The following is a 25,944-nucleotide window of genomic DNA, read 5'->3' as shown; positions in this document are numbered from 1 at the left end:
TCAGTTTTTAACTCCCTGGAGAAACCCGGATGATCAAGTCTCGCGCCGCCGTAGCCTTCGAAGCGAAAAAGCCCCTTGAGATTGTTGAAGTGGATGTCGCCATGCCCAAGGCCGGCGAGGTGCTGTTGCGTGTGGTTGCGTCCGGCGTGTGCCATACCGACGCCTACACCTTGTCGGGCGCCGACCCGGAAGGCATCTTCCCGTCGATCCTCGGTCACGAGGGCGGTGCGGTGGTTGAAGCGATCGGCGAGGGCGTGACCTCGGTCGCGGTTGGCGACCACGTGATCCCGCTGTACACCCCGGAATGCGGCAAGTGCAAATTCTGCCTGTCTGGCAAGACCAACCTGTGCCAGGCCATCCGTTCCACCCAGGGCAAAGGCCTGATGCCCGACGGCACCACGCGTTTCTCCTACAAGGGCCAGCCGATTTTCCATTACATGGGTACCTCGACTTTCTCCGAGTACACCGTGTTGCCGGAAATCTCCGTGGCCAAGATCCCTAAAGAAGCACCGCTGGAAAAAGTCTGCCTGCTGGGCTGTGGCGTTACCACCGGCATCGGTGCAGTGATCAACACCGCCAAGGTCAAACCAGGCGACACCGTGGCCATCTTCGGCCTTGGCGGCATCGGCCTGTCGGCGGTGATCGGCGCGGTGAAAGCCAAGGCCGGTCGCATCATTGCCATCGACATTAACCCGGCCAAGTTCGAAATCGCCAAGCAACTGGGCGCCACCGACTGCATTAACCCGAAAGACTACGACCGCCCAATCCAGGACGTGATCGTCGACTTGACCGACGGCGGCGTGGACTTCTCCTTTGAGTGCATCGGCAACGTACAACTGATGCGCGCCGCGCTTGAGTGCTGCCACAAAGGCTGGGGCGAGTCGGTGATCATCGGTGTGGCCGGTGCCGGCCAGGAAATTTCCACCCGCCCATTCCAGCTGGTCACCGGTCGCGTCTGGCGCGGGTCGGCGTTCGGCGGCGTGCGCGGCCGCACCGAATTGCCAAGCTATGTGGAAATGGCCCAGACCGGCGAGATCCCGCTGGACACCTTTATCACCCACACCATGGGCCTGGAAGACATCAACAAAGCGTTTGACCTGATGCATGAAGGCAAGAGCATTCGTACCGTCATCCACTTCTGAGGTCGGCCATGAACCTGGAAAACCTGTCGTGCCAGAAGAGCTTCGGCGGCTGGCATAAACGCTACAAGCATCATTCCGATGTGCTCGGTTGCGACATGACGTTCGCCGTCTACTTGCCGCCGCAGGCGGAGCAGGGCGGCAAGTTGCCAGTGCTGTACTGGCTGTCGGGGCTGACCTGCACCGATGAGAACTTCATGCAAAAGGCCGGCGCCCAGCGCATGGCCGCCGAGCTTGGGTTGATCATCGTCGCACCCGACACCAGCCCGCGTGGGCCGGGTGTGCCGGGCGACCCGGACAACGCCTGGGACTTTGGCCTCGGCGCCGGCTTCTACCTGAATGCCACGCAGGAACCCTGGGCCAAGCACTATCGGATGCATGACTATGTCGTGCAGGAATTGCCTGCCTTGGTTGAGGCGCATTTCCCGGCTTCGGACAAACGCGGCATCAGCGGCCACTCCATGGGCGGTCACGGTGCGCTGGTGTGTGCCTTGCGCAACCCGGGGCGTTTCCAATCGGTGTCGGCGTTTTCGCCGATCAACAACCCGATGGATTGCCCGTGGGGCCAGAAAGCCTTCTCCCGTTACCTGGGCGAAGAACGCGCCAAATGGCGCGAGTGGGATGCCTGCGTGCTGATCAGCGAAGCCTCGGAAAAACTACCGTTGCTGGTAGACCAGGGTGATCGCGACGATTTCCTTGCCGTGCAGCTTAAGCCTGAGGCGTTGCAGCAAGCGGCCAAGGCCGCCAACCATCCGCTGGAACTGCGCCTGCAGCCGGGTTATGACCACAGCTACTTCTTTATCGCCAGCTTCATCGAAGACCATTTGCGACATCATGGTCGTGCTTTGCTCGGTTAATGTGAGGCAAAAGTAGGTAGAATCACGCCCTGAATTAAATCGGGGCGTTTTTTTATGCGTATTGGCCACGGCTATGATGTGCACCGTTTCGCTGAAGGCGATTTCATCACCTTGGGCGGCGTGCGCATTGCACACCACCATGGGTTGCTGGCTCATTCCGACGGCGACGTTGTGTTGCATGCCTTGAGCGATGCCTTGCTCGGCGCGGCCGCGTTGGGCGATATCGGCAAGCACTTTCCAGACACCGACCCGACCTTCAAGGGCGCGGACAGCCGTGTGTTGTTGCGCCATGTGGTCGGCCTGATCCACGCCAAGGGCTGGAAGGTCGGCAACGTCGACAACACCATCGTGGCCCAGGCACCGAAAATGGCCCCGCATATCGAGTCGATGCGCGCGCTGATTGCCGCCGACCTGCAAATTGAATTGGATCAAGTCAACGTGAAAGCCACCACCACCGAAAAGCTCGGGTTTACCGGCCGGGAAGAGGGCATCGCGGTGCACTCCGTCGCCTTGTTGCTGCGCGCATGAATGATCTGCAATTGCTGGGCCCGCGTGCCTATGGCGAGGCCCTGGGCAGCGCGGTTTTGAAAGCGACGGCTGAAGATTTCCAGGTCGACGAAGTGCTGGACATTCCCCTGAGCGGCGACGGTGAGCACCTGTGGCTGTGGGTCGAAAAGCGCGGCCTGAATACCGAAGAGGCTGCGCGCCGTATCGCCAAGGCTGCCGGCGTGCCCTTGCGCACCGTCAGCTACGCCGGGCTCAAGGATCGTCAGGCGTTGACCCGTCAGTGGTTCAGCGTGCAACTGCCAGGCAAGGCCGACCCGGACATGAGCGGCGCCGAAAACGACACCCTCAAGATTCTTAAGATGGGCCGCCACAGGCGCAAGCTGCAACGCGGCGCGCATTCGGCCAACGGCTTTACCCTGCGCCTGACCCAATTGGCCGGCGATACCGCCGCCATTGACGCACGCTTGCAGCTGATCGCCCAGCACGGCATCCCGAACTACTTCGGCGCCCAGCGTTTCGGCCATAACGGCGGCAACGTCGTGGATGCCCGTGACTGGGCGGCGCGCAAGGCGTTGCCGGAACAGCGCAATGTGCGTTCGCGGCTGCTGTCGACCGCGCGCAGCTTTCTGTTTAACAAAGTGTTGGCGGCGCGGGTTGCGGACGGCTCCTGGCAGCGTGCCCAGGTCGGTGACCTGCTGGCGTTTACCGACAGTCGCAGTTTTTTCCCGGCGGGCGAGGCTGAATGCCGCGACCCGCGCCTGGCGATTCTGGACCTGCACCCCACCGGCCCGCAGTGGGGCGAGGGCGATTCACCGGCCGGCGGCGCGACCCACACGCTTGAGCAAACCATTGCCGCCAGCGAGCCAGAGCTGCGCGATTGGCTGGTGAACGCCGGCATGAGCCAGGAACGGCGCATTCTGCGACTGCCCATTGGCGGGTTGACGTGGCATTATCCCGGTCCTGACATTCTGCAATTGGAATTCGTCCTGCCGGCCGGATGCTTCGCCACTGTGTTGGTGCGCGAGCTTGTTGATCTGGTGCCGGTGGGGCCGACGGACAACCCATGCGTATTCTGATATCAAACGATGACGGTGCCACCGCACCCGGTCTTGCCGCGCTTTATGCTGCGCTGCAGGATTACGCCGAGTGCGTGGTGGTTGCCCCGGACCAGGACAAGAGCGGCGCCAGCAGTTCGCTGACGCTCGACCGTCCGCTGCACCCGCAGGTTCTGGCCAATGGCTTTATCAGCGTGAACGGCACCCCCACCGACTGCGTGCACCTGGCAATCAACAGCTTGTTGGACCAGGAGCCGGATCTGGTGGTGTCGGGCATCAACCTGGGCGCCAACCTGGGCGATGACGTGCTGTATTCCGGCACCGTGGCGGCGGCCCTTGAAGGGCGTTTCCTGGGGCGCACTTCGTTCGCTTTTTCGTTTGCCTCGCGGCAACTGGATAACCTGGCGACGGCGGCGTACTTCGCCCGCAAGCTGGTGGAGGCCCACGGCTCCCTGGACTTGCCGCCGCGCACGGTGCTCAACGTCAATATTCCCAATTTGCCCCTCGACCATATCCGCGGCATTCAGCTGACCCGCCTGGGCCATCGCGCCCGTGCGGCAGCGCCGTTGAAGGTGGTCGACCCGCGTGGCAAGGAAGGTTACTGGATTGCTGCCGCCGGCGATGCCGAAGATGGCGGCCCCGGCACCGACTTTCATGCGGTGATGCAAGGTTATGTTTCGATTACCCCGTTGCAGCTCGATCGCACCTTCAGTGATGCCTTCAGTAGTCTGGATGGTTGGCTTGAGGGGCTGCGTTAATGGCGCGTGAACAAGACGACCTGTTGCGTCGCGGTATCGGGATGACCTCCCAGCGTACCCGCGAGCGTTTGATCCAGCGTCTGTATGAAGAAGGCCTGTCCAACGCCCAGGTTCTGGAAGTCATCCGGCGCACGCCTCGGCATCTGTTCGTGGATGAGGCGCTGGCGCATCGCGCCTATGAAGACACTGCGTTGCCGATTGGCCACAACCAGACCATCTCGCAGCCTTATATGGTTGCACGCATGAGTGAGCTGTTGCTGGCGGCGGGGCCGTTGGACAAGGTGCTGGAGATCGGCACCGGCTCGGGTTACCAGACCGCCGTGCTCTCGCAACTGGTGGAACGGGTGTTCTCGGTGGAGCGCATCAAGGTCCTGCAGGACCGCGCCAAGGAGCGCCTGGTGGAGCTCAACCTGCGCAACGTGGTGTTCCGTTGGGGCGACGGTTGGGAAGGCTGGCCGGCGCTGGCGCCGTATAACGGCATTATCGTCACGGCGGTCGCCACCGATGTGCCCCAGGCGCTGCTCGATCAGCTCGCCCCCGGCGGACGCCTGGTCATCCCGGTGGGCTCTGGCGAAGTGCAACAATTGATGCTCATTATCCGTGAGGACGAAGGTTTTTCCCGGCATGTACTGGGTGCCGTGCGCTTCGTTCCGCTGCTCAATGGCCCGCTGGCCTGATCATTTCTTTGTAAACAGTGAATTCTGTTGATGGGGATGTGTCTTACGGCGGGGCTTATTGAGTCAACATGATTGGATGCCGGGTTTAAACACGATGAATTTTTCGTTTCAGTCGTGTACCGGTAAAAAGCCAATGCCCAGTTATACTTGCGACATATTTCAAGCCTGATACAGGCATTCATGTTCGGCCAGCACAAAGGGAGCGGCGGGTGAGTCTCACAGGTCTTGCGCAGCGTATGAGTAAAACAAGTTTTCAGCGACTGGTGCTTGGCCTCGTCTTGAGTTCCTTATTGGTGGGTTGCTCAAGCTCTCCGTCCAGTGGCGCTCGGGTTGTCGATCGAAGCGGTGCCAGCGCCGTGCCGCAAAAACCGACGGTCACCACCGGGCAATATGTAGTGCGAAAGGGGGACACGATGTTCTCGATCGCCTTCCGTTACGGCTGGGATTACAAGGCGCTCGCAGCTCGTAACAATATTCCTGTGCCCTATACGATACATCCGGGGCAAACCATCCGTTTCGATGGGCGTACCGGTTCGGCCTCGACGGCAGTTGTGACAAAGTCCGGATCCTCGGCCTCCTCTTCAAGCAAAACCACGATCATCACCAGGCCTGCGGGCACCGCCGCGCCTGCGGTTGCGAGCAAGCCGGCAGCTACGCCGTTGCCACCTGCCGGGCCGGCACCGACCGGTTGGGGATGGCCTTCAAACGGGGTGCTGATTGGAAAATTCTCTTCAAACGGTAGTTTGAATAAAGGCATTGATATCGCCGGGGATTTGGGACAGCCTGTTTTAGCTGCGTCTGATGGGACAGTGGTTTACGCCGGGAGTGGTTTACGGGGCTACGGCGAGCTGGTCATCATCAAACACAGCGATACCTACGTCAGTGCCTACGGTCATAACCGCAGGCTGTTGGTTCGGGAGGGGCAGCAGGTCAAAGTCGGACAGACAATTGCCGAAATGGGGTCAACTGGTACAGACCGGGTGAAACTGCACTTTGAGATTCGCCGCCAAGGGAAACCTGTAGACCCGCTGCAATTCCTACCCCGTCGTTGATGTGTTGCACAGCCTGTTCCCTCACGTAGAAGGAACAGGCTCCAGCGTTGCCAAGGATAAAGGCGTCGCTTGAGCTTGAGGTCGAACTCACCAAAGGACTATAACAATGGCTCTCAGTAAAGAAGCGCCGGAGTTTGACATCGACGATGAGGTTCTCCTTGAAATGGAGATACTCACCGAAAAGGAATCGATGTCGAATGATGAAGGGTCTCCAACTCCTTCAGTTCGCACCAAATCCAAGAACTCCACCGCGTTGAAGCAACACAAGTACATTGACTACACGCGGGCGCTCGACGCCACGCAGCTGTATCTCAATGAAATCGGCTTTTCCCCTTTGCTGACTCCCGAAGAAGAAGTCCATTTTGCGCGCTTGTCGCAAAAGGGCGATCCGGCTGGGCGCAAGCGCATGATTGAAAGCAACCTGCGGCTGGTGGTGAAAATCGCCCGACGCTACGTCAATCGTGGCCTGTCGCTGCTGGACCTGATCGAGGAGGGCAACCTGGGCTTGATCCGGGCGGTGGAGAAGTTCGACCCTGAGCGGGGCTTCCGCTTTTCTACCTATGCCACCTGGTGGATTCGCCAGACCATCGAACGGGCGATCATGAATCAGACCCGCACGATCCGGTTGCCGATCCATGTGGTCAAGGAGCTCAACGTCTACCTGCGGGCGGCACGTGAGCTGACACAAAAACTCGATCATGAACCTTCGCCTGAAGAAATCGCCAACCTGCTGGAAAAACCGGTGGGAGAGGTCAAGCGCATGCTCGGCTTGAATGAGCGCGTGTCTTCGGTCGATGTCTCGCTGGGTCCGGATTCGGATAAAACCCTGCTGGACACCCTGACGGATGATCGCCCGACAGATCCTTGTGAGCTGTTGCAGGACGATGATCTTTCCCAAAGCATTGACCAGTGGTTGTCGGAACTCACGGACAAGCAGCGCGAGGTGGTGATTCGCCGCTTCGGCCTGCGCGGCCATGAGAGCAGCACCCTGGAGGATGTGGGCCTGGAAATCGGCCTGACCCGTGAGCGGGTGCGGCAGATCCAGGTAGAGGGCCTCAAACGCTTGCGTGAGATCCTCGAGAAGAACGGCTTGTCGAGTGAGTCGTTGTTCCAATAAGCGACGCTGAACAAAATGTGGGAGCAGACTTTATGTAGGAACTGGCTTGCCAGCTTCCACATAAAGTCTGCTCCCACATTTTTTTGTACCTGCCCTGATCGTTCCCACGCTCTGCGTGGGAACGATCAGGGCAGTACGCAGAGCGTCCCCAAGCGTGACGCAGAGCGTCACAAGAGGCATTCCCACGCAGAGCGTGGGAACGATCAGGCATAAAAAAACCCCGCTTTTAAGGGCGGGGTTTTTTCGACTAAGTCAGTACAAGTTAGATAACTTGAACTTCTTCAGCTTGCATGCCTTTCTGACCGCGGGTAGCGATGAAAGAAACCTGTTGGCCTTCTTTCAGGCTTTTGAAGCCGTCGGATTGGATAGCTTTGAAGTGAACGAACAGGTCGTCACCGGATTGTGGAGTGATGAAGCCGAAGCCTTTTTCATCGTTGAACCACTTAACGGTACCAGTTTGGCGATTAGACATGGTGTATCTCCTTGGACAAAGTTAACTGCGACTCAGGAAAAGCCCTGGCCGAGACTGAGTGCAAAGAGCAGGAAAAATTCTTGGAGATGGTTGGATCGAAATTCAACATATCGTGTAGAGATTCTCAGTGACACAAGCAGCACAGTGGCGCCACCTTAACCCTTTTTCCGGGACGTGCCAATGGTATTTCCGAAGGTTTCTCTATTTTCGTGACTGGCGGTGGTATTTACAGTCATCGGGCATTGCAATGTGGGCCCCGGCCCTGCTGGCTGCCGCTTATGGACGGCTGCACATTCATCAACAAATGCCCCGCGCCCTTTGAACCCCAAGGCCGGCCCCGGTAAGATGCCCAACAGAATTTTTCCACCTCGCTATTCAGGACACCCGCCATGAGCATCAAATCGGACAAGTGGATTCGCCGCATGGCGCAAGAACACGGCATGATCGAACCCTTCGTTGAACGCCAGATCCGTGGCGAAGGCGCGGCTCCCGTGATTTCCTACGGTGTGTCCAGCTACGGCTACGACGTGCGCTGTGCCGATGAATTCAAGGTGTTCACCAACATCAACTCGGCGATCGTCGACCCGAAAAACTTCGACGAAAAGAGCTTCGTCGACGTTAAAAGCGACGTGTGCATCATTCCGCCAAACTCCTTTGCCCTCGCGCGCACAGTGGAATTCTTCCGGATTCCCCGTGACGTGCTGACCATCTGCCTGGGTAAAAGCACCTACGCACGCTGCGGCATCATCGTTAACGTGACGCCGCTTGAGCCGGAGTGGGAAGGCCACGTGACCCTGGAGTTCTCCAACACCACCACCTTGCCGGCCAAGATCTACGCCAACGAAGGCGTGGCGCAGATGCTGTTCCTGCAGTCCGACGAAGCCTGTGAAGTGTCTTATAAAGACCGCGCCGGCAAGTACCAGGGCCAGCGCGGCGTCACTCTCCCACGCGCTTGATCGAAAGGTCTTACACGTAAAGGGAATTAGTCTGCGTGAAGTGACTCTATTGGGTGTACTGCCTCGGCGCGTGCAAAACGCGCCGAGCCACGCTTGAGGAGTACTTTATGAAGATCGACCCGCGAATCAGCGCCGAACTCGCCCGGCTTGAACCCAACCAGATTGGTGTTTTGGCCTGGTCCCTGATGGCCGACCCTGCATATGCGGGCGGCATCCCTGGTCAACCTGACGAAGATTGGCCACAGCAGCCCACCGAGCCCGGTGAGCCAGTCCTTCCCGATGAGCCGCCTCCAGCGCCTGTCGCCTGATTTATAAAAGACATGGCTGGCGCTTCAGTGCACCGGCCATACGTCTTGATCGCCGATCACAAATAACCGCTGATCATCGCTTTTCTCCACGGAATAGCCGCCGGTAAAAGCTCCGAACGCCGGCAGCAAGCTGATCCGCGAGCCGATCTGAAAGCACGGCAGTCGCAAACTCTGGCGGCCTTTGCCGCGCAACCGGTACACCGGATGTACATGCCCGGCCAGCACATGATGGCTGGGGTGGGCATCCGGCTCATGCTGCAGCGCGAACGGCCCCATCAACAGCGGCTCGGCCACCACTTCAATCCTCAGGTCGGCAGGCGGGTCGCCAGCGCGTTTATCGTGATTGCCGCGAATCAAGGTCAGGTTCAGTTCGTGATTGTGCGCGCGCCAGGCTCTCAAGGCGCTCAGGGTGCCGCTGGCGTGTGAGCCAGGGCCATGCAGGAAGTCGCCGAGAAAGATCACCCACGTGCACGGCAGGGCCGATAACAGACGGTCCAGGCGCTGCAGGTTTTCGGTGGTGGTGCCCTGCGGCACCGGTTGCCCGAGGCTGCGATACGCCGAGGCCTTGCCAAAATGCGCATCGGCGATCAGCAGGCACTGGCGGGCGGGCCAGTAAATCGCCTTTTCCGCCAGCAGCCACAGCTCCTCACCCTCAAGCGTCAGCGAATGATGCATCAGCGTTTCCCGTTATCCGCGACTTTTTCCAGGTCCTTGACCATGTGTGCAATGCGCTCGGACAGCTTCTCCGAACTCATGCTCTCGCGCATTCGCTCAACCAGCAGGGGAAAAGCCAGCGGCGTCGGCCGTTCGATTACATGCAGGTCGAGTTTCAGTGCCGACAGATGGCTTAATGTCTCTTCGAGCCGACGAATATCCAACTCATCACGCAGGACTTCTTCCCCGGCCTGGGTCAGTAAAAGGTTCTCTGGGTCATATTGTTTGAACACCTCAAAGAACAAGCCGCTGGAAGCTTGCACCTGCCGCGTGCTTTTCGGCGCACCGGGGTAACCGGCAAACACCAGCCCGGCGATGCGGGCGATTTCGCGGAAGCGGCGCAGCGCCAGTTCCCCGGCGTTCAAGCTGGCGGCTACATCCACCAGCAGGTTAGCCGGGCTCAGCAGCGCTTCGTTCAACAACACCGGCCAGTCCACCGGGGTGGCGCTCAACAGTTCCAGCCCGTAATCATTCACCGCAATCGAAAAGGTCACCGGCTGGCCTTGGCTGACCCGCCACGCCAGCAGGCTCGCCAGCCCCAGATGCACCTGGCGCCCGGCGAACGGGTAGAGAAACAGGTGCCAGCCCTCCCGCGACTTCAGGGCTTCCGCCAGCAAGCGCGCACGTGTCGGCAGACCTGACCAGCGCAACTGGGTTTGTAGCAGAGGTTGCACCGCGCGCATCTCAGGGCCGTCAAAGTGACCGTGGGCGGCTGCATCAAAGCGCTCGACCACCGCTTGCGCCAATTCATTGGATAGCGGCATGCGCCCGCCATTCCAGCGCGGCACGGCAGCCTTTTTCGCGGTGCTGCGGCGTACATACGCCGTCATGTTTTCCACGCGCACCAACTCCAGCAAACGCCCTGCAAACAAAAAACCGTCGCCAGGCTTGAGCCGGGCGATAAAGCCTTCTTCGACACTGCCCAGATTCTTGCCGCCGCCGCCCTTGCTCCAGAATTTCAGCTGGATACTCGCATCGCTGACGATCGTGCCCACGCTCATGCGATGGCGTCGCGCCAGGCGTGCATCCGGCACGCGCCACACGCCATGCTCATCGGGCTCCACACGGCGGTAATCCGGATAGGCCGTCAACGACAGGCCGCCATGGCGCACAAACCCCAGCGCCCAGGCCCAGTCGGCGTCAGTAAGGTCACGATAAGCCCAGGCACCACGCACCTCCGTCAACAGTGCATCCGGGGTAAAACCACCGCCCAGGGCCATGCTCACCAAGTGTTGTACGAGTACATCCAAAGGCTTGTAGGGCGATTCGCGAGCTTCGATGCGCCGCTGCGCTATCGCATCCTGGGCAGCGGCGGCTTCCACCAGTTCCAGGCTATGGGTCGGCACCAACGTCACCCGTGATGGCCTGCCTGGCGCATGGCCGGAGCGCCCGGCGCGTTGCATCAGGCGCGCCACGCCTTTGGCCGAGCCGATTTGCAGCACGCGCTCCACCGGCAGGAAATCCACGCCCAGGTCCAGGCTCGAGGTACACACCACCGCTTTGAGCTGACCGTCTTTCAGGGCGCGCTCCACCCAGTCGCGGGTTTCACGGGATAGCGAGCCATGGTGCAGGGCAATCAAACCCGCCCAATCCGGGCGCGCCTCCAGCAGCGCCTGGTACCAGATCTCCGACTGCGCGCGCGTATTGGTAAACACCAGGCAACTGCTGCTGGCCTCCACTTCGGCCACCACCTGCGGGAGCATCTTCAAGCCGATATGCCCGGCCCAGGGAAAACGCTCGACAGTGGGCGGCAACAAGGTGTCGACCTTCAGTTCTTTAGCCGTCTGCCCCTGCACATTAATTGCGCCGCCTTGCGGGACCAGAACCTCAAGGGCGTGGGACTGGTTGCCCAACGTCGCGGAAATCCCCCACACCATCAAATCCGGATGCCAACGCCGCAAGCGCGCCAACGCCAATTGCAACTGCACGCCACGCTTATTGCCGATCAGTTCGTGCCACTCATCCACGATCACCATGCGCAGGTGCGTAAGGCTCGTCTCACTGTCGGCACGCGCAAGCATCAGTGTCAGGCTTTCCGGTGTGGTCACCAGCGCGGTGGGCTGGCGGCGGGTCTGGCGTGCGCGTTCACTGCTGCTGGTATCCCCCGTGCGCAGGCCGACGCTCCAGGGAATCTCCAGTGCCGCCAGTGGCGCCTCCAGGGCGCGTGCCGTGTCGGCGGCCAAGGCGCGCATAGGTGTGATCCACAACACCGTCAGAGGCTCGGCGGGTATTTTGCGTTTACCGGTAGCGGGCGGGCGAGTGACGGCGAAGCGGTTAAGGGCGGCAAACCACAGCGCATAGGTTTTACCCGCGCCGGTGCTGGCGTGCAGCAGGCCTGACTGGCCTTCTTTAACGGCCGCCCATACGGCTTTTTGAAAGGCGAACGGCTTCCAGCCCTTGGCGGCAAACCATTTTTTGGCGAAGTCGAGGGGTTTTGCCATTCGGCGGCTGACGCTCTGGAGGCTCTATGTCAGAGACCCTCCAGGCGTGGCAAAGGTTTACTTCAAGTTACCGCTCAGAAATTGCTGCAGGCGCTCGCTCTTGGGATTGCCCAACACATCTTCGGGCGTGCCTTGCTCTTCCACCAGACCCTTGTGCAGGAACAGCACCTGGTTCGACACCTTGCGCGCAAAGCTCATCTCGTGGGTGACCATGATCATGGTGCGGCCTTCCTCGGCCAGGCCCTGGATCACCTTCAACACCTCGCCGACCAGTTCCGGGTCGAGGGCCGAGGTGGGTTCGTCAAACAGCATTACCTCCGGCTCCATGGCCAGGGCGCGGGCGATGGCCACCCGTTGCTGTTGGCCACCCGAGAGGAACGCCGGGTATTGATCGGCCACGCGTGCCGGCAGCCCGACCTTATCCAGGTAGCGACGGGCACGGTCTTCGGCGTCCTTCTTGCTGCAACCCAGTACCCGGCGCGGCGCCATGGTGATGTTTTCCAGCACGCTCATATGGCTCCACAGGTTGAAATGCTGGAACACCATCGCCAGCCGCGTACGCAGGCGTTGCAGTTCGGCGTCGTCGGCCACGCGCATGCCGTGGCGGTCGCTGACCATGCGGATCTGCTGACCATCAAGGGTCATGGCGCCGTCGTTGGGCGTTTCCAGAAAGTTGATGCAGCGCAAAAAGGTACTTTTGCCCGAACCACTGGCGCCGATCAGGCTGATCACGTCACCGGTGTTGGCCTTGAGCGAAACACCTTTGAGCACTTCATTGTCGCCATAGCTTTTATGCAGGCCTTCAACGGTCAATTTGTACATGGGGCGTGCATCCTCAAGGCGAAAGTAGGTAGCCGCTGCGATAGGCCTGCGTGCCGGCAACATGGCTGATCACCATGCCGGCAGTGGCCATGCGCCGCAGCGAACGGGCGTAAAGCAGGCCGGCATGTTGGCAGTGCACAGGCGTTACGCGGTCAGTAATGGGGTCGATGATTTCGGCGAGCAGTTGCCCGGCCTCCACGTATTCCCCGGGCAGGGCGCAGAACACCAGCAAGCCGCCGACCGGCGTGGCCACCGGTTCCACGCCCGCCAGTGGCGTGGCCGGGTAAGGCAGCTCGGGCTGCGGCGGCGCGTCACCGGTAATGGCACCGAAGTGAATCAGGTAATCGATGATCGCCTGGCAATCCAGCGCCGCCAGGCCGTGGTTGACGTCGCCCTGGCCGCGCAGTTCGACGGTCACCGAAAAGCTGCCCATCGGGATCGGGAAGCGCTCGCCGAAGCGTTGCTGCAACTGCCACCACACCAGCGTGAAGCACTCGTCGAACGACTGCCCGCCGGAGTCGGTCGCCAGCAAGTTGGCCTCCGAGCCGATATAGCGCGCCAGCGGCTCCACCTGCGGCCACGCCTCGGGCGTGGTGTACAGGTGTGCCACGGCCTCAAAGTCGCAATGCAGGTCCAGCACCATGTCGGCGTCACAGGCCAGGCGTTGCAGCACCAGGCGCTGGGATTGCAGCTGGGTCGCGGGCGTTTGCGCCGCAAGGGCCAGGCTCAGGGCGTCGCGAATAAGCTCGACGTTGTGCGTGGGGTCGTCGCCCAGCAGGTCTTCGACCTGATTGCCGACTGCCTCACTGAGATCGACAAACAGGCGATTGAAGTTCTGCCCGCTTTCCAGCTCGTAGCGGCCCAATGGAATGTCCATCAACACCTGCTCAAGCCCCACCGGGTTGGCGACGGGCACCAGCACGATCTCGCTGCGCAGGCGCCCGGCCGCTGCCAGCTCCGCCAGACGCAGCTTCAGGTGCCAGGCCACCAGCATGCCCGGCAGCTCATCGGCATGCAGTGATGACTGGATGTAAACCTTGCCCTCAGCCTGTTCCGGGCCGAAGTGGAAACTGTGAACCTGCCGCGCCGTGCCGGGCACCGGCGCGATCAGTTCATGTACCTGATGACGCATCGCGACTCCTTAATGGCTCGGCCCGAGAAAGGCCAGCCAGCGGCGCTCCGCCAGACGAAACAGCCCGACCAGCGCGAAGGTCACGGTCAGGTAGATCAGCGCGGCGATGCCGAATGATTGAAAGGTCATGTAAGTGGCTGAGTTGGCATCCCGCGCTACCTTGAGAATGTCCGGCACCGTCGCAGTAAATGCCACGGTGGTCGAGTGCAGCATCAGGATCACTTCGTTGCTGTAGTAGGGCAACGAGCGGCGCAGGGCCGACGGCATGATCACGTAAGCATAGAGTTTCCAGCCGCTCAGGCCGTACGCCTTGGCCGCTTCGACTTCGCCATGGGCCATGCTGCGGATCGCGCCGGCGAAAATTTCCGTGGTGTACGCGCAAGTGTTAAGCGCGAAGGCGAGGATCGTGCAGTTCATCGCATCGCGAAAGAACGCATCCAGCACCGGCTGCGCACGCACGGCGGCGATGCTGTAGATGCCGGTGTAGCAAATCAGCAGTTGGATATACAGCGGCGTGCCACGAAACAGGTAGGTGTAGAACTGCACCGGCCAGCGTATGGAGCGTTTGCGCGAGACGCGGGCGATGGACAGCGGGATCGAGACCAGAAAGCCGATTACCAGCGCCGCGCTCAGCAGCCACATGGTCATCGCCAGCCCGGTGATGTGCTGGCCGTCGCTGTACAGGAACGGCCGCCAGTATTGTTGAAGAAGTTCGATCATCGCACGGCCTCCCGGGACCCAGCGGAGTAGCGGCGCTCAAGCCAGCGCAAGACGACGTTGGATGCACTGGTGATCAGCAGGTAGATCAGCGCGGCGATCACCAGAAAATAGAACAGCTGATAAGTACTCTTGCCCGCATCCTGCGCGGCCTTGACCAGGTCCGCCAGGCCGATGATCGACACCAGCGCGGTGGCCTTGAGCATCACCATCCAGTTGTTGCCGATGCCCGGCAAGGCAAAGCGCATCATCTGCGGGAAGGTCACGAAGCGAAACCGCTGCCCGCGCGTGAGCCCGTAGGCGGTCGCCGCTTCCAGTTGGCCACGGGGCACGGCGAGGATCGCGCCGCGAAAGGTCTCGGTGAAATAGGCGCCATAGATGAAGCCCAGGGTGATGACCCCGGCGCTGAATGGGTCGATTTCGATGTAGTCCCATTCCATAAAGTCGGTTAAGCCGGTCAGCCAGATTTGCAGGCTGTAAAAAATCAGCAGCATCAGCACCAGGTCGGGCACACCGCGAATCAAGGTGGTGTAGAGCTGGGCAGGGATGCGTATCAGGCTGACGCTGGACAGTTTGGCGCTGGCGCCGAGCAGGCCCAGCAGGACGCTGACGGCCAGGGAGGCGACCGACAGTTTCACGGTCATCCACGTACCTTGCAGCAACAGCGGGCCGAACCCCTTCAAGCTGAAGGCACCCAGCCCCAGGGTTTGCAAAAGATCTTCAAACATGAATTCAGGACCTAATGGCGATAAAAAAGCGCCCACCGCAAACCGGTGGGCGCCGGGGTGTTATTTACCGCTGTAGAGGTTCAGGTCGCCGAAGTGTTTCTTCTGGATGGTGGCGTAGGTGCCATCATCGTGTAACGCTTTGATACCTTTATCGAGCAGAGCCTTGAGGTCTTTGTTACCTTTTTTGATACCGACCGCAGTTTTCGATGGCAGCAGTGGGTCGTCGATGGCCTTGCTGACTTCGTAGTCAGCGCCGGCCGGCGACTTCAAAAAGCCCAGTTCGGCTTGCAGCATATCCTGCACGGAAGCGTCCAGGCGGCCCGAAGTCAGGTCGGCGTAAACCTGGTCCTGGTTGGCGTAGGCCTTGGTGGTCACACCGGCCTTGTCCAGCACGGCCTTGGCGTAGGCTTCCTGGATGGTGCCTTGCTCGTAGCCCACGGATTTACCCTTGAGGGACTCAGGCGTGGAGAAGTTCGCGCCCTTTTTGAACACCAGGGACGTCGGGCCGGAGAACAGCTCGCTGGAGAAATCGATCGCCTTTTCGCGGGCTTCAGTCACGGTCATCGAGGAAATCACGCCGTCGAACTTGTTGGCGTTCAGGCCTGGAATCATGCCGTCGAAGTCGCTTTCAACCCACTTGCACTTCACTTTCAGCTCGGCGCAGATCGCATTGCCCAGGTCGATATCGAAGCCTACCAGGCTGCCGTCGGCGGCCTTGGACTCGAATGGTGCGTAGGAAGGATCGACACCAAAACGCAATTCCTTGTATTCCTTGGCCAGCGCGGTACCGGCAGCCATGCACAGAGCCAGTGCAGAAAGGGTCAGCAATGCTTTTTTCATTATGTAATCCCTGGAAACCAAGATAAGCGCTTGTGGCGCGGTTAGGACTGTTACTGAACGGTGTCAGACGGATCACAAGTAGCAATTTCTGCACCATAGTTCCGAAAGTAGTTCCGAATGGGTGTTTTAAAAGGAAGGATAAAGGAGATGTGATTGTAGGAGATGCCCGAAAATGGGCATGGAAAATTCGGCGCACCATTTTGAAGCAAATGAAAATTAAAATGTGGGAGCGGGCTTGCCCGCGATAGCGGTGTGTCTGCCAAATCTCTCTAAGCTGACCCAGCGCCATCGCGGGCAAGCCCGGCTCCCACAGGTTTCTGCAGTGTTTGGGAGTAAGGGGTCAAGTCAACAAGTCCTGCAAGGTCCCGAGGTTGTCGGCTTCTTCCACTGTCTTATCCTGCCGCCACCGCAGCATCCGCGGAAACCGCACCGCAATCCCGCTCTTGTGGCGTTTGGATAAGGCAATCCCCTCAAACCCCAGCTCAAACACCATGCTCGGCGTTACGCTGCTGACCGGGCCGAATTTCTCCACCGTGGTCTTGCGCACAATGGCGTCGACCTTGCGCATTTCTTCGTCCGTCAGCCCTGAATACGCCTTGGCGAATGGCACCAGCGTGCGTTCAGTGCCGGGTGGGCCGTCCCACACCGCGAAGGTGTAATCGCTATACAAACTGGCGCGTCGGCCATGGCCGCGCTGGGCGTAGATCAATACGGCGTCGACACTGAACGGGTCGACCTTCCATTTCCACCACACGCCCATGTCCTTGGTGCGGCCCACGCCGTACAGGCCATCGCGGGCTTTTAGCATCATGCCTTCCACGCCGAGGCGGCGAGAGTCTTCGCGTTGCTCAGCCAGGTCCTTCCAGCTCGCGCCCGTCAGCAAGGGCGATGGCAACAGCACGGGCTGGTTGCACTGCGCAATCACTTGCTCAAGCTGGGCGCGGCGTACGGCCTGGGTGTGGTTGCGCCAATCGTTGCCCTGATGCTCCAGCAGGTCATAGGCCAGAACCGCGACGGGCGCATCCTCCAGGACTTTTTTACTCAAGGTTTTACGGCCAATGCGCTGTTGCAGCAGAGCGAAGGGTTGCACCGCGTCCTTCCACACCACAATTTCGCCATCGATCACCGTGCCATCCGGCAGGCCGCTGACCAGGCTGTGCAGTTCGGGGAAGCGCTCTGTGACTAACTCCTCACCGCGCGACCAAACCCACAGGCGACCTTCGCGCTTGACCAGTTGCGCGCGAATGCCATCCCACTTCCATTCCACCTGCCAGTCGGCGGTTGCGCCGAGCAAGGCGTCGAATTGCTCCACCGGTTGCGCCAGCCCATGGGCCAGAAAAAATGGATACGGCTGCCCGCCGCGTTGCGCATGTTCGTCGGACGATTCGGCGGCGATCAGCTTGAGGTAGCCTTCGGCCGTAGGCCGGTTGGACAGGTCGGTGTAGCCCACCAACCGTTGTGCCACACGTTTGCTGTCCAGGTCGGCCATGGCGGCGAGGGCGCGGGTGACCAGCAGTTTGGACACGCCGACGCGAAAACTGCCGGTGATCAATTTGATGCACACCATCAGGCTCGGCTGATCGAGCTGCGCCCATAACGCGGGCAGGCGTTCAGCCAATTCCAGCGGCGGCAGACCCCGCAGGGGCAGCAACTTTTCTTCCAGCCATACCGCCAGCCCGTCTTCCGAGGTGTAGGAGGATTCGGGCAACAACAGCGAAATGGTCTCGGCCAGGTCGCCCACTGATTGGTAACTTTCTTCGAATAACCAAGGTTCTATGCCCGACGCTGCGGTGGCCATGTCACGCAGCAGACGGGTTGGCACCAATTGCCGGGGCCGCCCGCCGGAGAGGAAATACACGGCCCAGGCCGCATCTTCGGGTGGCGCCTGGCGGAAGTAGGCTTGCAGCGCGGCCAGCTTGGCGTTGCTGGAGGTGGTGGCGTCGAGGTTAGCGTACAGCTCGGCGAAGGCTTTCATGCCGTGGCCTCTTCTTCGTCATCGCCGTATTCGGTGGTGAAGCCCTGGGCATCCAGGCCTTTTTCCCGCAAGTGGCGCACCAATACGCCGACAGAGCCATGGGTGACCATCACCCGTTCGGCGCCGGTCTGTTCGATGGCCCACAGCAATCCGGGCCAATCGGCGTGGTCCGAGAGCACAAAACCTCGGTCCACACCGCGCCGCCGTCGCGTGCCACGCAGGCGCATCCAGCCGCTGGCGAAAGCGTCGCTGTAGTCGCCGAAGCGCTTGATCCAACTGCTGCCACCGGCAGACGGCGGGGCGATGATCAGTGCCTGGCGCAGCAATGGGTCAGTCTTTTTGAAGTCACCGGCATACAGGGTTTCAGGGATATAAATGCCGGCCTCGCGGTACACACGGTTCAGCGGTTCGACCGCGCCATGGCTGAGGATCGGGCCGATGCTGGCGTCGATGCCATGCAGGATGCGCTGGGCTTTGCCAAAGGAATAACAGAACAACACGCTGGCCTTGCCGACCGCGATATTGGCCTGCCACCAGTCATTGATGCCGGCAAAAATCTGCGCCTGGGGCTGCCAGCGGTAAATCGGCAGGCCGAAGGTGGATTCGGTGATGAAGGTGTGGCAACGCACCGGCTCAAAGGGCGCACAGGTGCCGTCGGGTTCGACTTTATAGTCGCCGGAGGCGACCCAGACTTCGCCCTGGTATTCCAGGCGCACTTGGGCGGAGCCGAGCACGTGCCCGGCGGGGTGGAAACTCAGGGTGACGCCGTGATGGAGGAGTTTTTCGCCGTAGGCCAGGGTTTGCAGGTTGATGTCCTGGCCCAGTCGCGAGCGCAGGATACCTTCGCCTGGAGCGGCGGCCAGGTAATGCTGGTTGCCGGTGCGGGCGTGGTCGCCATGGGCGTGGGTGATGACGGCGCGGTCCACCGGGCGCCAGGGGTCGATGTAGAAATCTCCCGCAGCACAATAGAGGCCTTCGGGGCGGGCGATGACAAGGTCCATGGGCGTGCCGGGGGCGATGGGCTTATCAGTTAGGAGGCAAAGCGCAACGCAGAAGTTCTATCTGAATGCATGCAATCCAAATGTGGGAGCAGGCAAGCCAGCTCCCACATTTTGATGGCGTGACGCGGAGCGTCACAGGATGCATTCCCACGCAGAGCGTGGGAACGATCACCGGGTTACTTGCCGGGTGTAAGGGTCAAGCGGGTTTTCCCATACACCTTGTCAAAGTTCTGCGGCTGCATCGGGAAGCTCAGGTATTGCGCCTTGAGCGACGCATCGATGCCGTTCGCATAGTTCGGGCTGGCCGGGTTGCCGGATTGGCCGATGCCACCTTGACCCATCATTGGTTCGATTTGGCTGAAGTCGACGATCATGCGCAGCGCCGGCACCTGGGTGGTCACAAAATCCTGCCCCCAGCTGTACGGCGCCGGGTTCAGGGTGTTGTGGTCGCCGCCACTGGCAAACGGGCCGCGGATCACCTGGCCATTGGTGTTTTTCCAGGTGGTGGTATGCAGTTTGCCCCACTGCCAGGCCTTGTGATCGCCACCCAATTGGCTGTCGCCGGCGGTGATGGCGGCGGCAAGGCTGCGGGCGAGGATCGCCGGCTTGTCTTCTTTTTGCGCGGTGCGCACGTCGTCCCAGAAGGGGCTGTCTTCACGGCCCAACAGGTGGTCGGCGTTGGCGGAATAGGACAGGTTGGCGTTGCTGACAAAGGCCTTCCAGCTGGCGCTGTTTTCCGGGCCGAGTTCGTCGAGGAAGATCTGCCTGGTGCTTTCCTGCAGGAACAGCTCATAGATCGCCGCATCGGCGGAGGTCGGTGCCAGGCGACCGTCAAAGGCCATCAAGCGATTGAGCGCTTCGCGGGCCTTCACGGCGTCGGCTGCCGGCAGCGCATCGATTGCCTGTCTCAGCGGCTGGGCCATGCCCGGCGCCTGGAACATGGTCTTGAGCTTGGCGGCAAACGTAGTGGTTTGGTCGTACTGCATGGCGATCATGCTGCGGCTGTCATGCTTGCCGGCGTTGGCCAGTTGCGCCAGGCGCTCGCTGCGCTCCGGGGCGTCCCAGGAGTTGGACAACTGCATGCCATAACCGCGTGGCGCGGTGCGCTGGTTGGCCGTGCCGATCCAGCCTTGGGCCGGGTCTTGATCGTAAGGGTGCAGCATCGCGTCGGCGTAGCCGTCCCAGTCAAAGCGCGCGTCCCAGCCCGGCGAGGGCAGCAGGCCCTGGCCTTCGCGGCGGTTGGGGAAGCGGCCGGTGACTTGCCAGCCAATGCTGCTTGCGTCGGCAAACATCATGTTGAGGGCGATGGCGCGGATTTCCCGGGTCGCGTCCGAGGCCTTGCCGGCGCTTTGGGCACGGGACAGGTCGAAGAATGCGTCCAGGCTCTTGTCGTCCTTGAGGTCGGCGGTTTGCAGGGCCAGGCCGAACCCGGTGGTGAGTGCCTGGCCGCTGTTGAGCAGGGCGCCGTGGCGGGTTTCGTACACCACTTCGCGAATCGGCCGCTGGCCCTTGGCGAAGTAGGTTTCGTTGCGCACGACGGCCGGTAGCCATTTGCCGTTGTTCTCGTAGTACAACGCGCTGCCTTGGCGTTTGACCTTCTCCAGGAACAAGTCCTGGGTGTCGCCTTTGACCGCGCTCATGCTCCACGCCACTTTGCCGTTGAAGCCGGACAGCAGGGTCGGCAAACCGGCAATCGAGACGCCGACCGCCTGGTATTTCGGGGCACGGATCTGCACGTAGTTCCACGGCGATGGCGCTTGTGGCTGGGCCGCCAGGTCGCTGGCCAGCAGGCTTTTGCCGCTGCGGCTGCGTTGCGGGCCAATGGCCCAGTTGTTGGAAGTGGTGACGGCCAGTGCGTTCAGGCTGTTCAACTGCTGGCCGACGCTTTCAAGCCCGGCAAGGCCGGTGACCTGGCCGAGGTTCACGCCCTTGAGTTTGTCGGCTTCGTCCATCGGGATCGGCTCATCCGGCGCACTCGGCGTCAGCCAGGCGAGCTTGTCGGCCCCGACTTTCTGCGCCAGTACCAGCGACGAGAGTTCTTCCTGCAGGTTGCTCGACTCGCTGAAATTCAGCAGGCAGAACAACAGTGCCGAATCTTCCGGCTTCCAGTACTCGGGCTTGTAGCCGGTCTGGGCCAGATCCGGCGGCAGCTTGTCGCGGTAGCGGAACAGGTAGGCGTTGACGCCACGGGCATACACTTCAAAGAAGCGCTTGAGGCGCGGCGACGAAGCGTTGTACAGCTCGCTGGCGCTTTTTTTCAGGTTGACCGCGCGCATGAAACGGTCGACATCCAGCACCTGCGGCCCGGACATCTCCGCCAGGCGGCCTTGTGCCAGCAGACGCAAAGTGACCATCTGCGTAATGCGGTCGCTGGCGTGTACATAACCGAGGCTGAACAGCGCGTCATGGAAGGTGTTGCTTTCGATCAGCGGCATGCCCTGGGCATTGCGGCGCACCGACACATTCTGTGCCAGGCCTTTGATCGGTTGCACACCGGCCACTGGCGGCAGGGTGTCCTGGGTGCTCTGGAGCTGGCAACCGGCCAGGCTTAAAGCACTGGCCACTGCCGCGGCAACGCCGAACCGGGGGATAAAATGTGAGAGGGCTGGCGAGGCCATGGCAAAGCTCCTGCGGGGGTAGCGTCATTAAAGGCGCTACGTTAGTGAGCGCGGCGAAACGACGCAAGCAGGATCGTTCCCACGCTCTGCGTGGGAATGCATTTTGTGACGCTCGGCGTCACGCTTTTTGGGGGGGGACGCAGAGCGTCCGGGGCGGCATTCCCACGCGGAGCGTGGGAACGATCCTCGGCTAATCAGGACTTTGGCGGGTTCACTTTCTGCACCAGCTCGTAGGCCCGAACCGTCGCCGGCCGTTCCTTGATGCGGTTGAACCAGCGCTGCACGTGCGGGAAATCCTCCAGACGCTGGCTCTGCCACTTGTGGGAAACAATCCACGGGTAGATCGCCATGTCGGCGATGCTGTAGTCCTCACCCGCCACGAACGCTCGGTCGGCCAAACGGCGGTCCAGCACGCCATACAGACGGGCGGTTTCATCCACATAACGTTTAATGGCGTAGGGAATTTTCTCCGGTGCGAACTGGCTGAAATGATGATTCTGACCCGCCATCGGCCCCAGCCCGCCCATTTGCCAGAACAGCCATTGCAGCGCCTCTTGGCGGCCGCGCAGGTCTTTGGGGATGAACTGGCCGGTTTTTTCCGCGAGGTACAGCAAGATTGCGCCGGATTCGAACAGTGAAATCGGCGCGCCGCCGTCGGTCGGGCTGTGATCGACGATGGCCGGGATGCGGTTGTTGGGAGCGATCTTCAGGAAGTCCGGCTTGAACTGCTCGCCCTGGCCGATGTTGATCGGGTGCACCGTGTAGGGCAGGCCGGCTTCTTCCAGGAACAGCGATACTTTGTGACCGTTGGGGGTGGTCCAGTAGTACAGGTCGATCATGAAGCTCTCCAAATGAGCGAATGCCTGTCTCTTTAGGTGATGATCGCAGGGCAATAATTCAATCAAACATTTTCGTCTAACCTTAGAAGCCCGTCACACCGCCCCATCGACCAACACCTGTAATGACTGCTGCGAGCAGCGCTCAATGCGCACCTGTACGCCATAGACCTGCGCAAACAATGCCGGGTCGAGCACCTCCTCCGCCACGCCGCTGGCGTATAACCGGCCCTGGCGCAGCACGGCGATATGGTCGGCGAAGCGTGCAGCCAGGTTGATGTCGTGCAGCACCACCACGGCGATCAAGTTGTGTTCGCGCACCAGCGCGCGCACGCAGTCCATGACTTTTAATTGGTAATTGAGGTCGAGCGCGCTGGTGGGTTCGTCGAGCAACATCACTTGCGGGCGCCGCGCAATCAGCTGCGCGAGGCTGACCAATTGGCGCTGGCCGCCAGACAAGGTGCTTAACAGTTGATCAGCCAAATGCGCGATGCCGATACGCTGCAACGCTTCGAAGGCTTCGCGCAAACAGGCCTCGCTGGACAATGGAATGCCGTCCACATTGGCCACGCGGAGCGCGGCGATCACGCTTTCCATCACGCTGAGGCTCAGGCCCGGCGGCAGGTTTTGCGGCATGTACGTCACGCGTCGCGCACGCTCGGCCACCGACATGGCTGACAGGTCAAGGTCTCCCAGCCTGACCACGCCTTGCATCTTTTCCAGCCCGGCAATGGCCCGCAGCAGCGTGGATTTACCCGCGCCATTAGGGCCGATCAAGGCGGTAAGGCTGCCGTGGGGCAGGGTCGGCAAGCTCAGCTGATGCACAATCTGTCGGCGCCCGTAGCGGATAGTGGCGTTGTGTACCGATAACCCCGCACTCATAACTGCCTCCCGCGCTTGAACACCAACACCACAAAAATCGGTACGCCCACCAATGCGGTGACGATGCCCACCGGCACAATCACGCCGGGCATGATCAGTTTGCTGGCAATCGACGACAGCGCCAGCAGCAACGCGCCGGTCAATGCACTGGCGGGCAGCAGAAAACGCTGGTCTTCACCCACCAGAATCCGCGCAATATGCGGACCCACCAGGCCGATAAAACCGATGGTGCCTACGAACGCCACGGCAGTGGCTGACAGCAGGCTGATACGCAGCAACGAGAAAAACCGCAGGCGCTTCACGTCCACGCCAAAGCTTTGTGTGCGGTCTTCGCCCATGCGCAGCAGGGTCAGGCGCGGCGCGGCGGCGAAGGAAAACGGCAGTACCACGGCGACGACAAAGGCGAGGATGCCGAGTTTGTCCCAGTTGGCGCGGGTCACGCTGCCCAGGGTCCAGAACACCAACTGTTGCAACACGTCTTCGGTGGCCACCAGTTGCAGCAAGGCCACCACGGCGTTGCAACTGAACACCAGCGCGATGCCGAACAGCACCAGGCTTTCCACGCCCGCACCGCGCAGGCGTGACATGGCTTGCAGCAAAAACACCGAGGCGGCGGCAAAGATAAACGCCGAAATCGAAATCGCGGTGTTGGCCGACACCCACAGTGTGGTCACCGGAAACACGATGACCAACGAAGCGCCCAAGGCCGCCGCCGACGACACGCCCAGCGTAAACGGGCTGGCCAGCGGGTTATTGAGGATCGCCTGCATCTCGGCCCCGGCCAGCGACAGCGCGCAACCCACCAGCACCGCCATCAGCGCGTAGGGCAGGCGCACGTTCCAGATGATCACCTGGTCGGTGGCGCTCAGGTGCGACGGATGCAGGATGCCATCGAGCAACGCCAGCAGGCCCATGCCCGACGGGCCGCTGGCCAGGTCCACCAGAATGGCGCAGACCAGCGCGATTCCGAGCAGCGCCAACAGCCAGGCACGCCGGGCCAGCAAACGGCGATAGCCGTGAGTGGCGCTGGCAAGGTCGAGGGTTTGAGTGGTCATGGGGGCTCACACAATGTTGAAAACAACGAAAATCCACATGTGGGAGCTGGCTTGCCTGCGATAGCGGAATATCAGTCACCCTTTTATTGACTGACACACCGCTATCGCAGGCAAGCCAGCTCCCACACTGACTGCATTCCTGCAGGGTGATTGGGGTTACTTGGCCTTGGCGTCAATCCAGTAAGCACCCTGCAGCGGCATCCCCAAAAACTGTTGGTTGATCTGTTCCATAGTCGCTTGCGGGTCGAGCTTGGCGAACAGCTCCGGGTGCACCCATTTGGCCAATGCTTCAATCGCCAGCAAGTTGTATGGCGAGTTGTAGAAGTCATGCCACAGGCCGTGGGCATTGCCCGCGCGGATGGCACGCAGGTTGGCGAACTCCGGCCGCGCCAGCACACGATCGAACGCCTCGCGGGCTTCATCGGTGCTCACGCCAGCGCCGAGAATCAGCCCCGGTGTGTGATTGCCGGTGGCCACGTACACATCCGGGTCGGCTTTAAGTGCGTATTCAACGCTGATGTCCCCCAGCGCACCCGGCACCACGTTGGCGGCGATATTGCGCCCGCCGACCAGCTTGATCACTTCACCCATGCCGCTTTTGCCGGTGGTGTGCCCCGGCGCCTGCCAGGCACCGGCCAGCAGTTCGAGGAACACACTCGGGCGCGGGCTGGCCGGCAAGGTGGCAACGGCGTCGGTGATGGCCTTGATGTGCTGGTCATAGAACCCCAGGAACGCCTTGGCCTGGGCTTCGCGGCCCAAGGCCTGGCCCAGCGCGTTCATGCTGGTGTGAGTGCCCTGCACCGGGTTGATGCGAAAGTCGACGAACAACACCGGGATGCCGGCCTTGGCCAGCACGTCTGCCACCGCGCTGTGTTCGGTCGGGCCGTGGCCCGAAATGCTGAACACCGCCAGATCCGGTTTCAGCGAGAGAATTTCCTCGGCACTGACACTCTGCTCGGACGCTTGCCCGATCAACGGGATGTCTTTGACCGAAGGAAACTTCGCCACATAGGCGTTGTAAGTGTGCTGGTCCAGCAGCTTCAAATCGTTCTGCCAGCCGACGATGCGCTGGAACGGTGCGTCCTTGTCGAGCAAGGCAAACGCCGAAATCAAACGGCCTTCGCCGAGTACCACACGTTTGACGTCGTCTTTGACGTCGACCTTGCGGCCCAACACGTCGATGACTTCATGGGCAGCGGCCGTTTCGGCGTGGCCGAGGACCAGCGCGGCGCACAGCACGCCGAGCTTGAGCACGTTACGAGGTTTGAACATGGAAAGGACTCCG

The 25,944-nt window shown here is 61.0% G+C and carries 25 protein-coding genes; 10 read left to right on the top strand and 15 right to left on the bottom strand.

What is annotated here, in order from left to right; all coding sequences use genetic code 11:
* Positions 1–29 precede the first annotated feature (29 nt).
* The 8 genes from AOA59_RS03105 to rpoS all read left to right on the top strand — a co-directional run bounded on the left by AOA59_RS03105 (position 30) and on the right by rpoS (position 7,162).
* On the top strand, positions 30–1,142 hold the full coding sequence (locus AOA59_RS03105) for an S-(hydroxymethyl)glutathione dehydrogenase/class III alcohol dehydrogenase (RefSeq protein WP_017137160.1): 1,113 nt from the start codon (positions 30–32) through the stop codon (positions 1,140–1,142).
* A gap of 8 nt (positions 1,143–1,150) precedes the next feature.
* Positions 1,151–1,996, top strand: coding sequence for an S-formylglutathione hydrolase (gene fghA, locus AOA59_RS03100; protein WP_099485891.1), 846 nt, complete (start codon positions 1,151–1,153; stop codon positions 1,994–1,996).
* Between the two features lie 54 nt (positions 1,997–2,050).
* A complete protein-coding gene (ispF, locus tag AOA59_RS03095) occupies positions 2,051–2,524 on the top strand; it encodes a 2-C-methyl-D-erythritol 2,4-cyclodiphosphate synthase (protein ID WP_012722614.1) in 474 nt (157 codons plus the stop codon).
* Positions 2,521–3,579: a tRNA pseudouridine(13) synthase TruD gene (truD, locus tag AOA59_RS03090; RefSeq protein WP_099485889.1), complete on the top strand. Its 1,059-nt coding sequence runs from the start codon at positions 2,521–2,523 to the stop codon at positions 3,577–3,579. Before ispF ends, truD begins: the two co-directional genes overlap by 4 nt.
* On the top strand, positions 3,567–4,316 hold the full coding sequence (surE, locus tag AOA59_RS03085) for a 5'/3'-nucleotidase SurE (protein ID WP_017137163.1): 750 nt from the start codon (positions 3,567–3,569) through the stop codon (positions 4,314–4,316). Before truD ends, surE begins: the two co-directional genes overlap by 13 nt.
* Positions 4,317–4,357: 41 nt before the next feature.
* Positions 4,358–4,993: a protein-L-isoaspartate(D-aspartate) O-methyltransferase gene (locus AOA59_RS03080; protein ID WP_169850588.1), complete on the top strand. Its 636-nt coding sequence runs from the start codon at positions 4,358–4,360 to the stop codon at positions 4,991–4,993.
* A 209-nt stretch (positions 4,994–5,202) separates the two neighbouring features.
* Positions 5,203–6,045: a peptidoglycan DD-metalloendopeptidase family protein gene (locus tag AOA59_RS03075; protein ID WP_099485887.1), complete on the top strand. Its 843-nt coding sequence runs from the start codon at positions 5,203–5,205 to the stop codon at positions 6,043–6,045.
* Positions 6,046–6,151: 106 nt separating this feature from the next.
* Complete coding sequence (rpoS, locus tag AOA59_RS03070; protein ID WP_056857520.1) at positions 6,152–7,162, top strand: RNA polymerase sigma factor RpoS; 1,011 nt, start codon at positions 6,152–6,154, stop codon at positions 7,160–7,162.
* A gap of 262 nt (positions 7,163–7,424) precedes the next feature.
* Here the strand turns inward: rpoS and AOA59_RS03065 are convergent, their stop codons facing one another.
* Positions 7,425–7,634, bottom strand: coding sequence for a cold-shock protein (locus AOA59_RS03065; protein WP_002554837.1), 210 nt, complete (start codon positions 7,632–7,634; stop codon positions 7,425–7,427).
* Positions 7,635–8,023: 389 nt separating this feature from the next.
* Between AOA59_RS03065 and dcd the strand changes: the two genes are divergently transcribed.
* Positions 8,024–8,590, top strand: coding sequence for a dCTP deaminase (dcd, locus tag AOA59_RS03060; protein WP_017137166.1), 567 nt, complete (start codon positions 8,024–8,026; stop codon positions 8,588–8,590).
* 107 nt (positions 8,591–8,697) lie between these two features.
* A complete protein-coding gene (locus AOA59_RS03055) occupies positions 8,698–8,898 on the top strand; it encodes a hypothetical protein (RefSeq protein ID WP_017137167.1) in 201 nt (66 codons plus the stop codon).
* A 24-nt stretch (positions 8,899–8,922) separates the two neighbouring features.
* Here AOA59_RS03055 and pdeM read toward each other — a convergent pair whose 3' ends face one another.
* From pdeM to AOA59_RS02985, 14 genes are all read right to left on the bottom strand, one after another.
* Positions 8,923–9,573 (bottom strand): ligase-associated DNA damage response endonuclease PdeM, encoded by a 651-nt coding sequence (gene pdeM / locus AOA59_RS03050; RefSeq protein ID WP_099485885.1) that lies wholly within the window; start codon positions 9,571–9,573, stop codon positions 8,923–8,925.
* Positions 9,573–12,053, bottom strand: coding sequence for a ligase-associated DNA damage response DEXH box helicase (locus tag AOA59_RS03045; protein WP_099485883.1), 2,481 nt, complete (start codon positions 12,051–12,053; stop codon positions 9,573–9,575). Before AOA59_RS03045 ends, pdeM begins: the two co-directional genes overlap by 1 nt.
* Before the next feature lie 57 nt (positions 12,054–12,110).
* Positions 12,111–12,875: an ABC transporter ATP-binding protein gene (locus tag AOA59_RS03040; protein ID WP_017137170.1), complete on the bottom strand. Its 765-nt coding sequence runs from the start codon at positions 12,873–12,875 to the stop codon at positions 12,111–12,113.
* A gap of 13 nt (positions 12,876–12,888) precedes the next feature.
* Positions 12,889–14,007, bottom strand: a complete 1,119-nt coding sequence (locus AOA59_RS03035; protein ID WP_099485882.1) for a succinylglutamate desuccinylase/aspartoacylase family protein — start codon at positions 14,005–14,007, stop codon at positions 12,889–12,891.
* Positions 14,008–14,016: 9 nt separating this feature from the next.
* Entirely contained in the window at positions 14,017–14,727 is a 711-nt protein-coding gene (locus tag AOA59_RS03030; RefSeq protein WP_058421686.1) for an ABC transporter permease, read from the bottom strand.
* The gene (locus AOA59_RS03025) at positions 14,724–15,452 is read right to left on the bottom strand and encodes an ABC transporter permease (protein WP_099485880.1); all 729 of its coding nucleotides are present in this window, start codon (positions 15,450–15,452) and stop codon (positions 14,724–14,726) included. Before AOA59_RS03025 ends, AOA59_RS03030 begins: the two co-directional genes overlap by 4 nt.
* 60 nt (positions 15,453–15,512) lie before the next feature.
* The gene (locus AOA59_RS03020; RefSeq protein ID WP_017137173.1) at positions 15,513–16,292 is read right to left on the bottom strand and encodes a transporter substrate-binding domain-containing protein; all 780 of its coding nucleotides are present in this window, start codon (positions 16,290–16,292) and stop codon (positions 15,513–15,515) included.
* A 340-nt stretch (positions 16,293–16,632) separates the two neighbouring features.
* A complete protein-coding gene (locus tag AOA59_RS03015; protein ID WP_099485878.1) occupies positions 16,633–18,267 on the bottom strand; it encodes an ATP-dependent DNA ligase in 1,635 nt (544 codons plus the stop codon).
* Positions 18,264–19,268, bottom strand: coding sequence for a ligase-associated DNA damage response exonuclease (locus AOA59_RS03010; RefSeq protein WP_099485876.1), 1,005 nt, complete (start codon positions 19,266–19,268; stop codon positions 18,264–18,266). The genes AOA59_RS03015 and AOA59_RS03010 overlap by 4 nt, the downstream gene beginning before the upstream one ends.
* A 176-nt stretch (positions 19,269–19,444) precedes the next feature.
* A complete protein-coding gene (locus tag AOA59_RS03005; protein WP_099485874.1) occupies positions 19,445–21,886 on the bottom strand; it encodes a penicillin acylase family protein in 2,442 nt (813 codons plus the stop codon).
* Between the two features lie 194 nt (positions 21,887–22,080).
* On the bottom strand, positions 22,081–22,725 hold the full coding sequence (locus AOA59_RS03000; protein ID WP_099485872.1) for a glutathione binding-like protein: 645 nt from the start codon (positions 22,723–22,725) through the stop codon (positions 22,081–22,083).
* 93 nt (positions 22,726–22,818) lie between these two features.
* Entirely contained in the window at positions 22,819–23,604 is a 786-nt protein-coding gene (locus tag AOA59_RS02995) for an ABC transporter ATP-binding protein (RefSeq protein WP_099485870.1), read from the bottom strand.
* Positions 23,601–24,659, bottom strand: a complete 1,059-nt coding sequence (locus tag AOA59_RS02990; RefSeq protein WP_099485868.1) for an iron ABC transporter permease — start codon at positions 24,657–24,659, stop codon at positions 23,601–23,603. The genes AOA59_RS02995 and AOA59_RS02990 overlap by 4 nt, the downstream gene beginning before the upstream one ends.
* A gap of 156 nt (positions 24,660–24,815) precedes the next feature.
* Entirely contained in the window at positions 24,816–25,931 is a 1,116-nt protein-coding gene (locus AOA59_RS02985) for an ABC transporter substrate-binding protein (RefSeq protein WP_099485866.1), read from the bottom strand.
* Between the last annotated feature and the right edge of the window lie 13 nt (positions 25,932–25,944).

The sequence above is a fragment of the Pseudomonas sp. 2822-15 genome, from assembly GCF_002742515.1.
GTDB classification, from domain to species: Bacteria; Pseudomonadota; Gammaproteobacteria; order Pseudomonadales; family Pseudomonadaceae; genus Aquipseudomonas; species Aquipseudomonas salomonii.
This window is presented reverse-complemented; position numbering and strand designations above follow the sequence as displayed.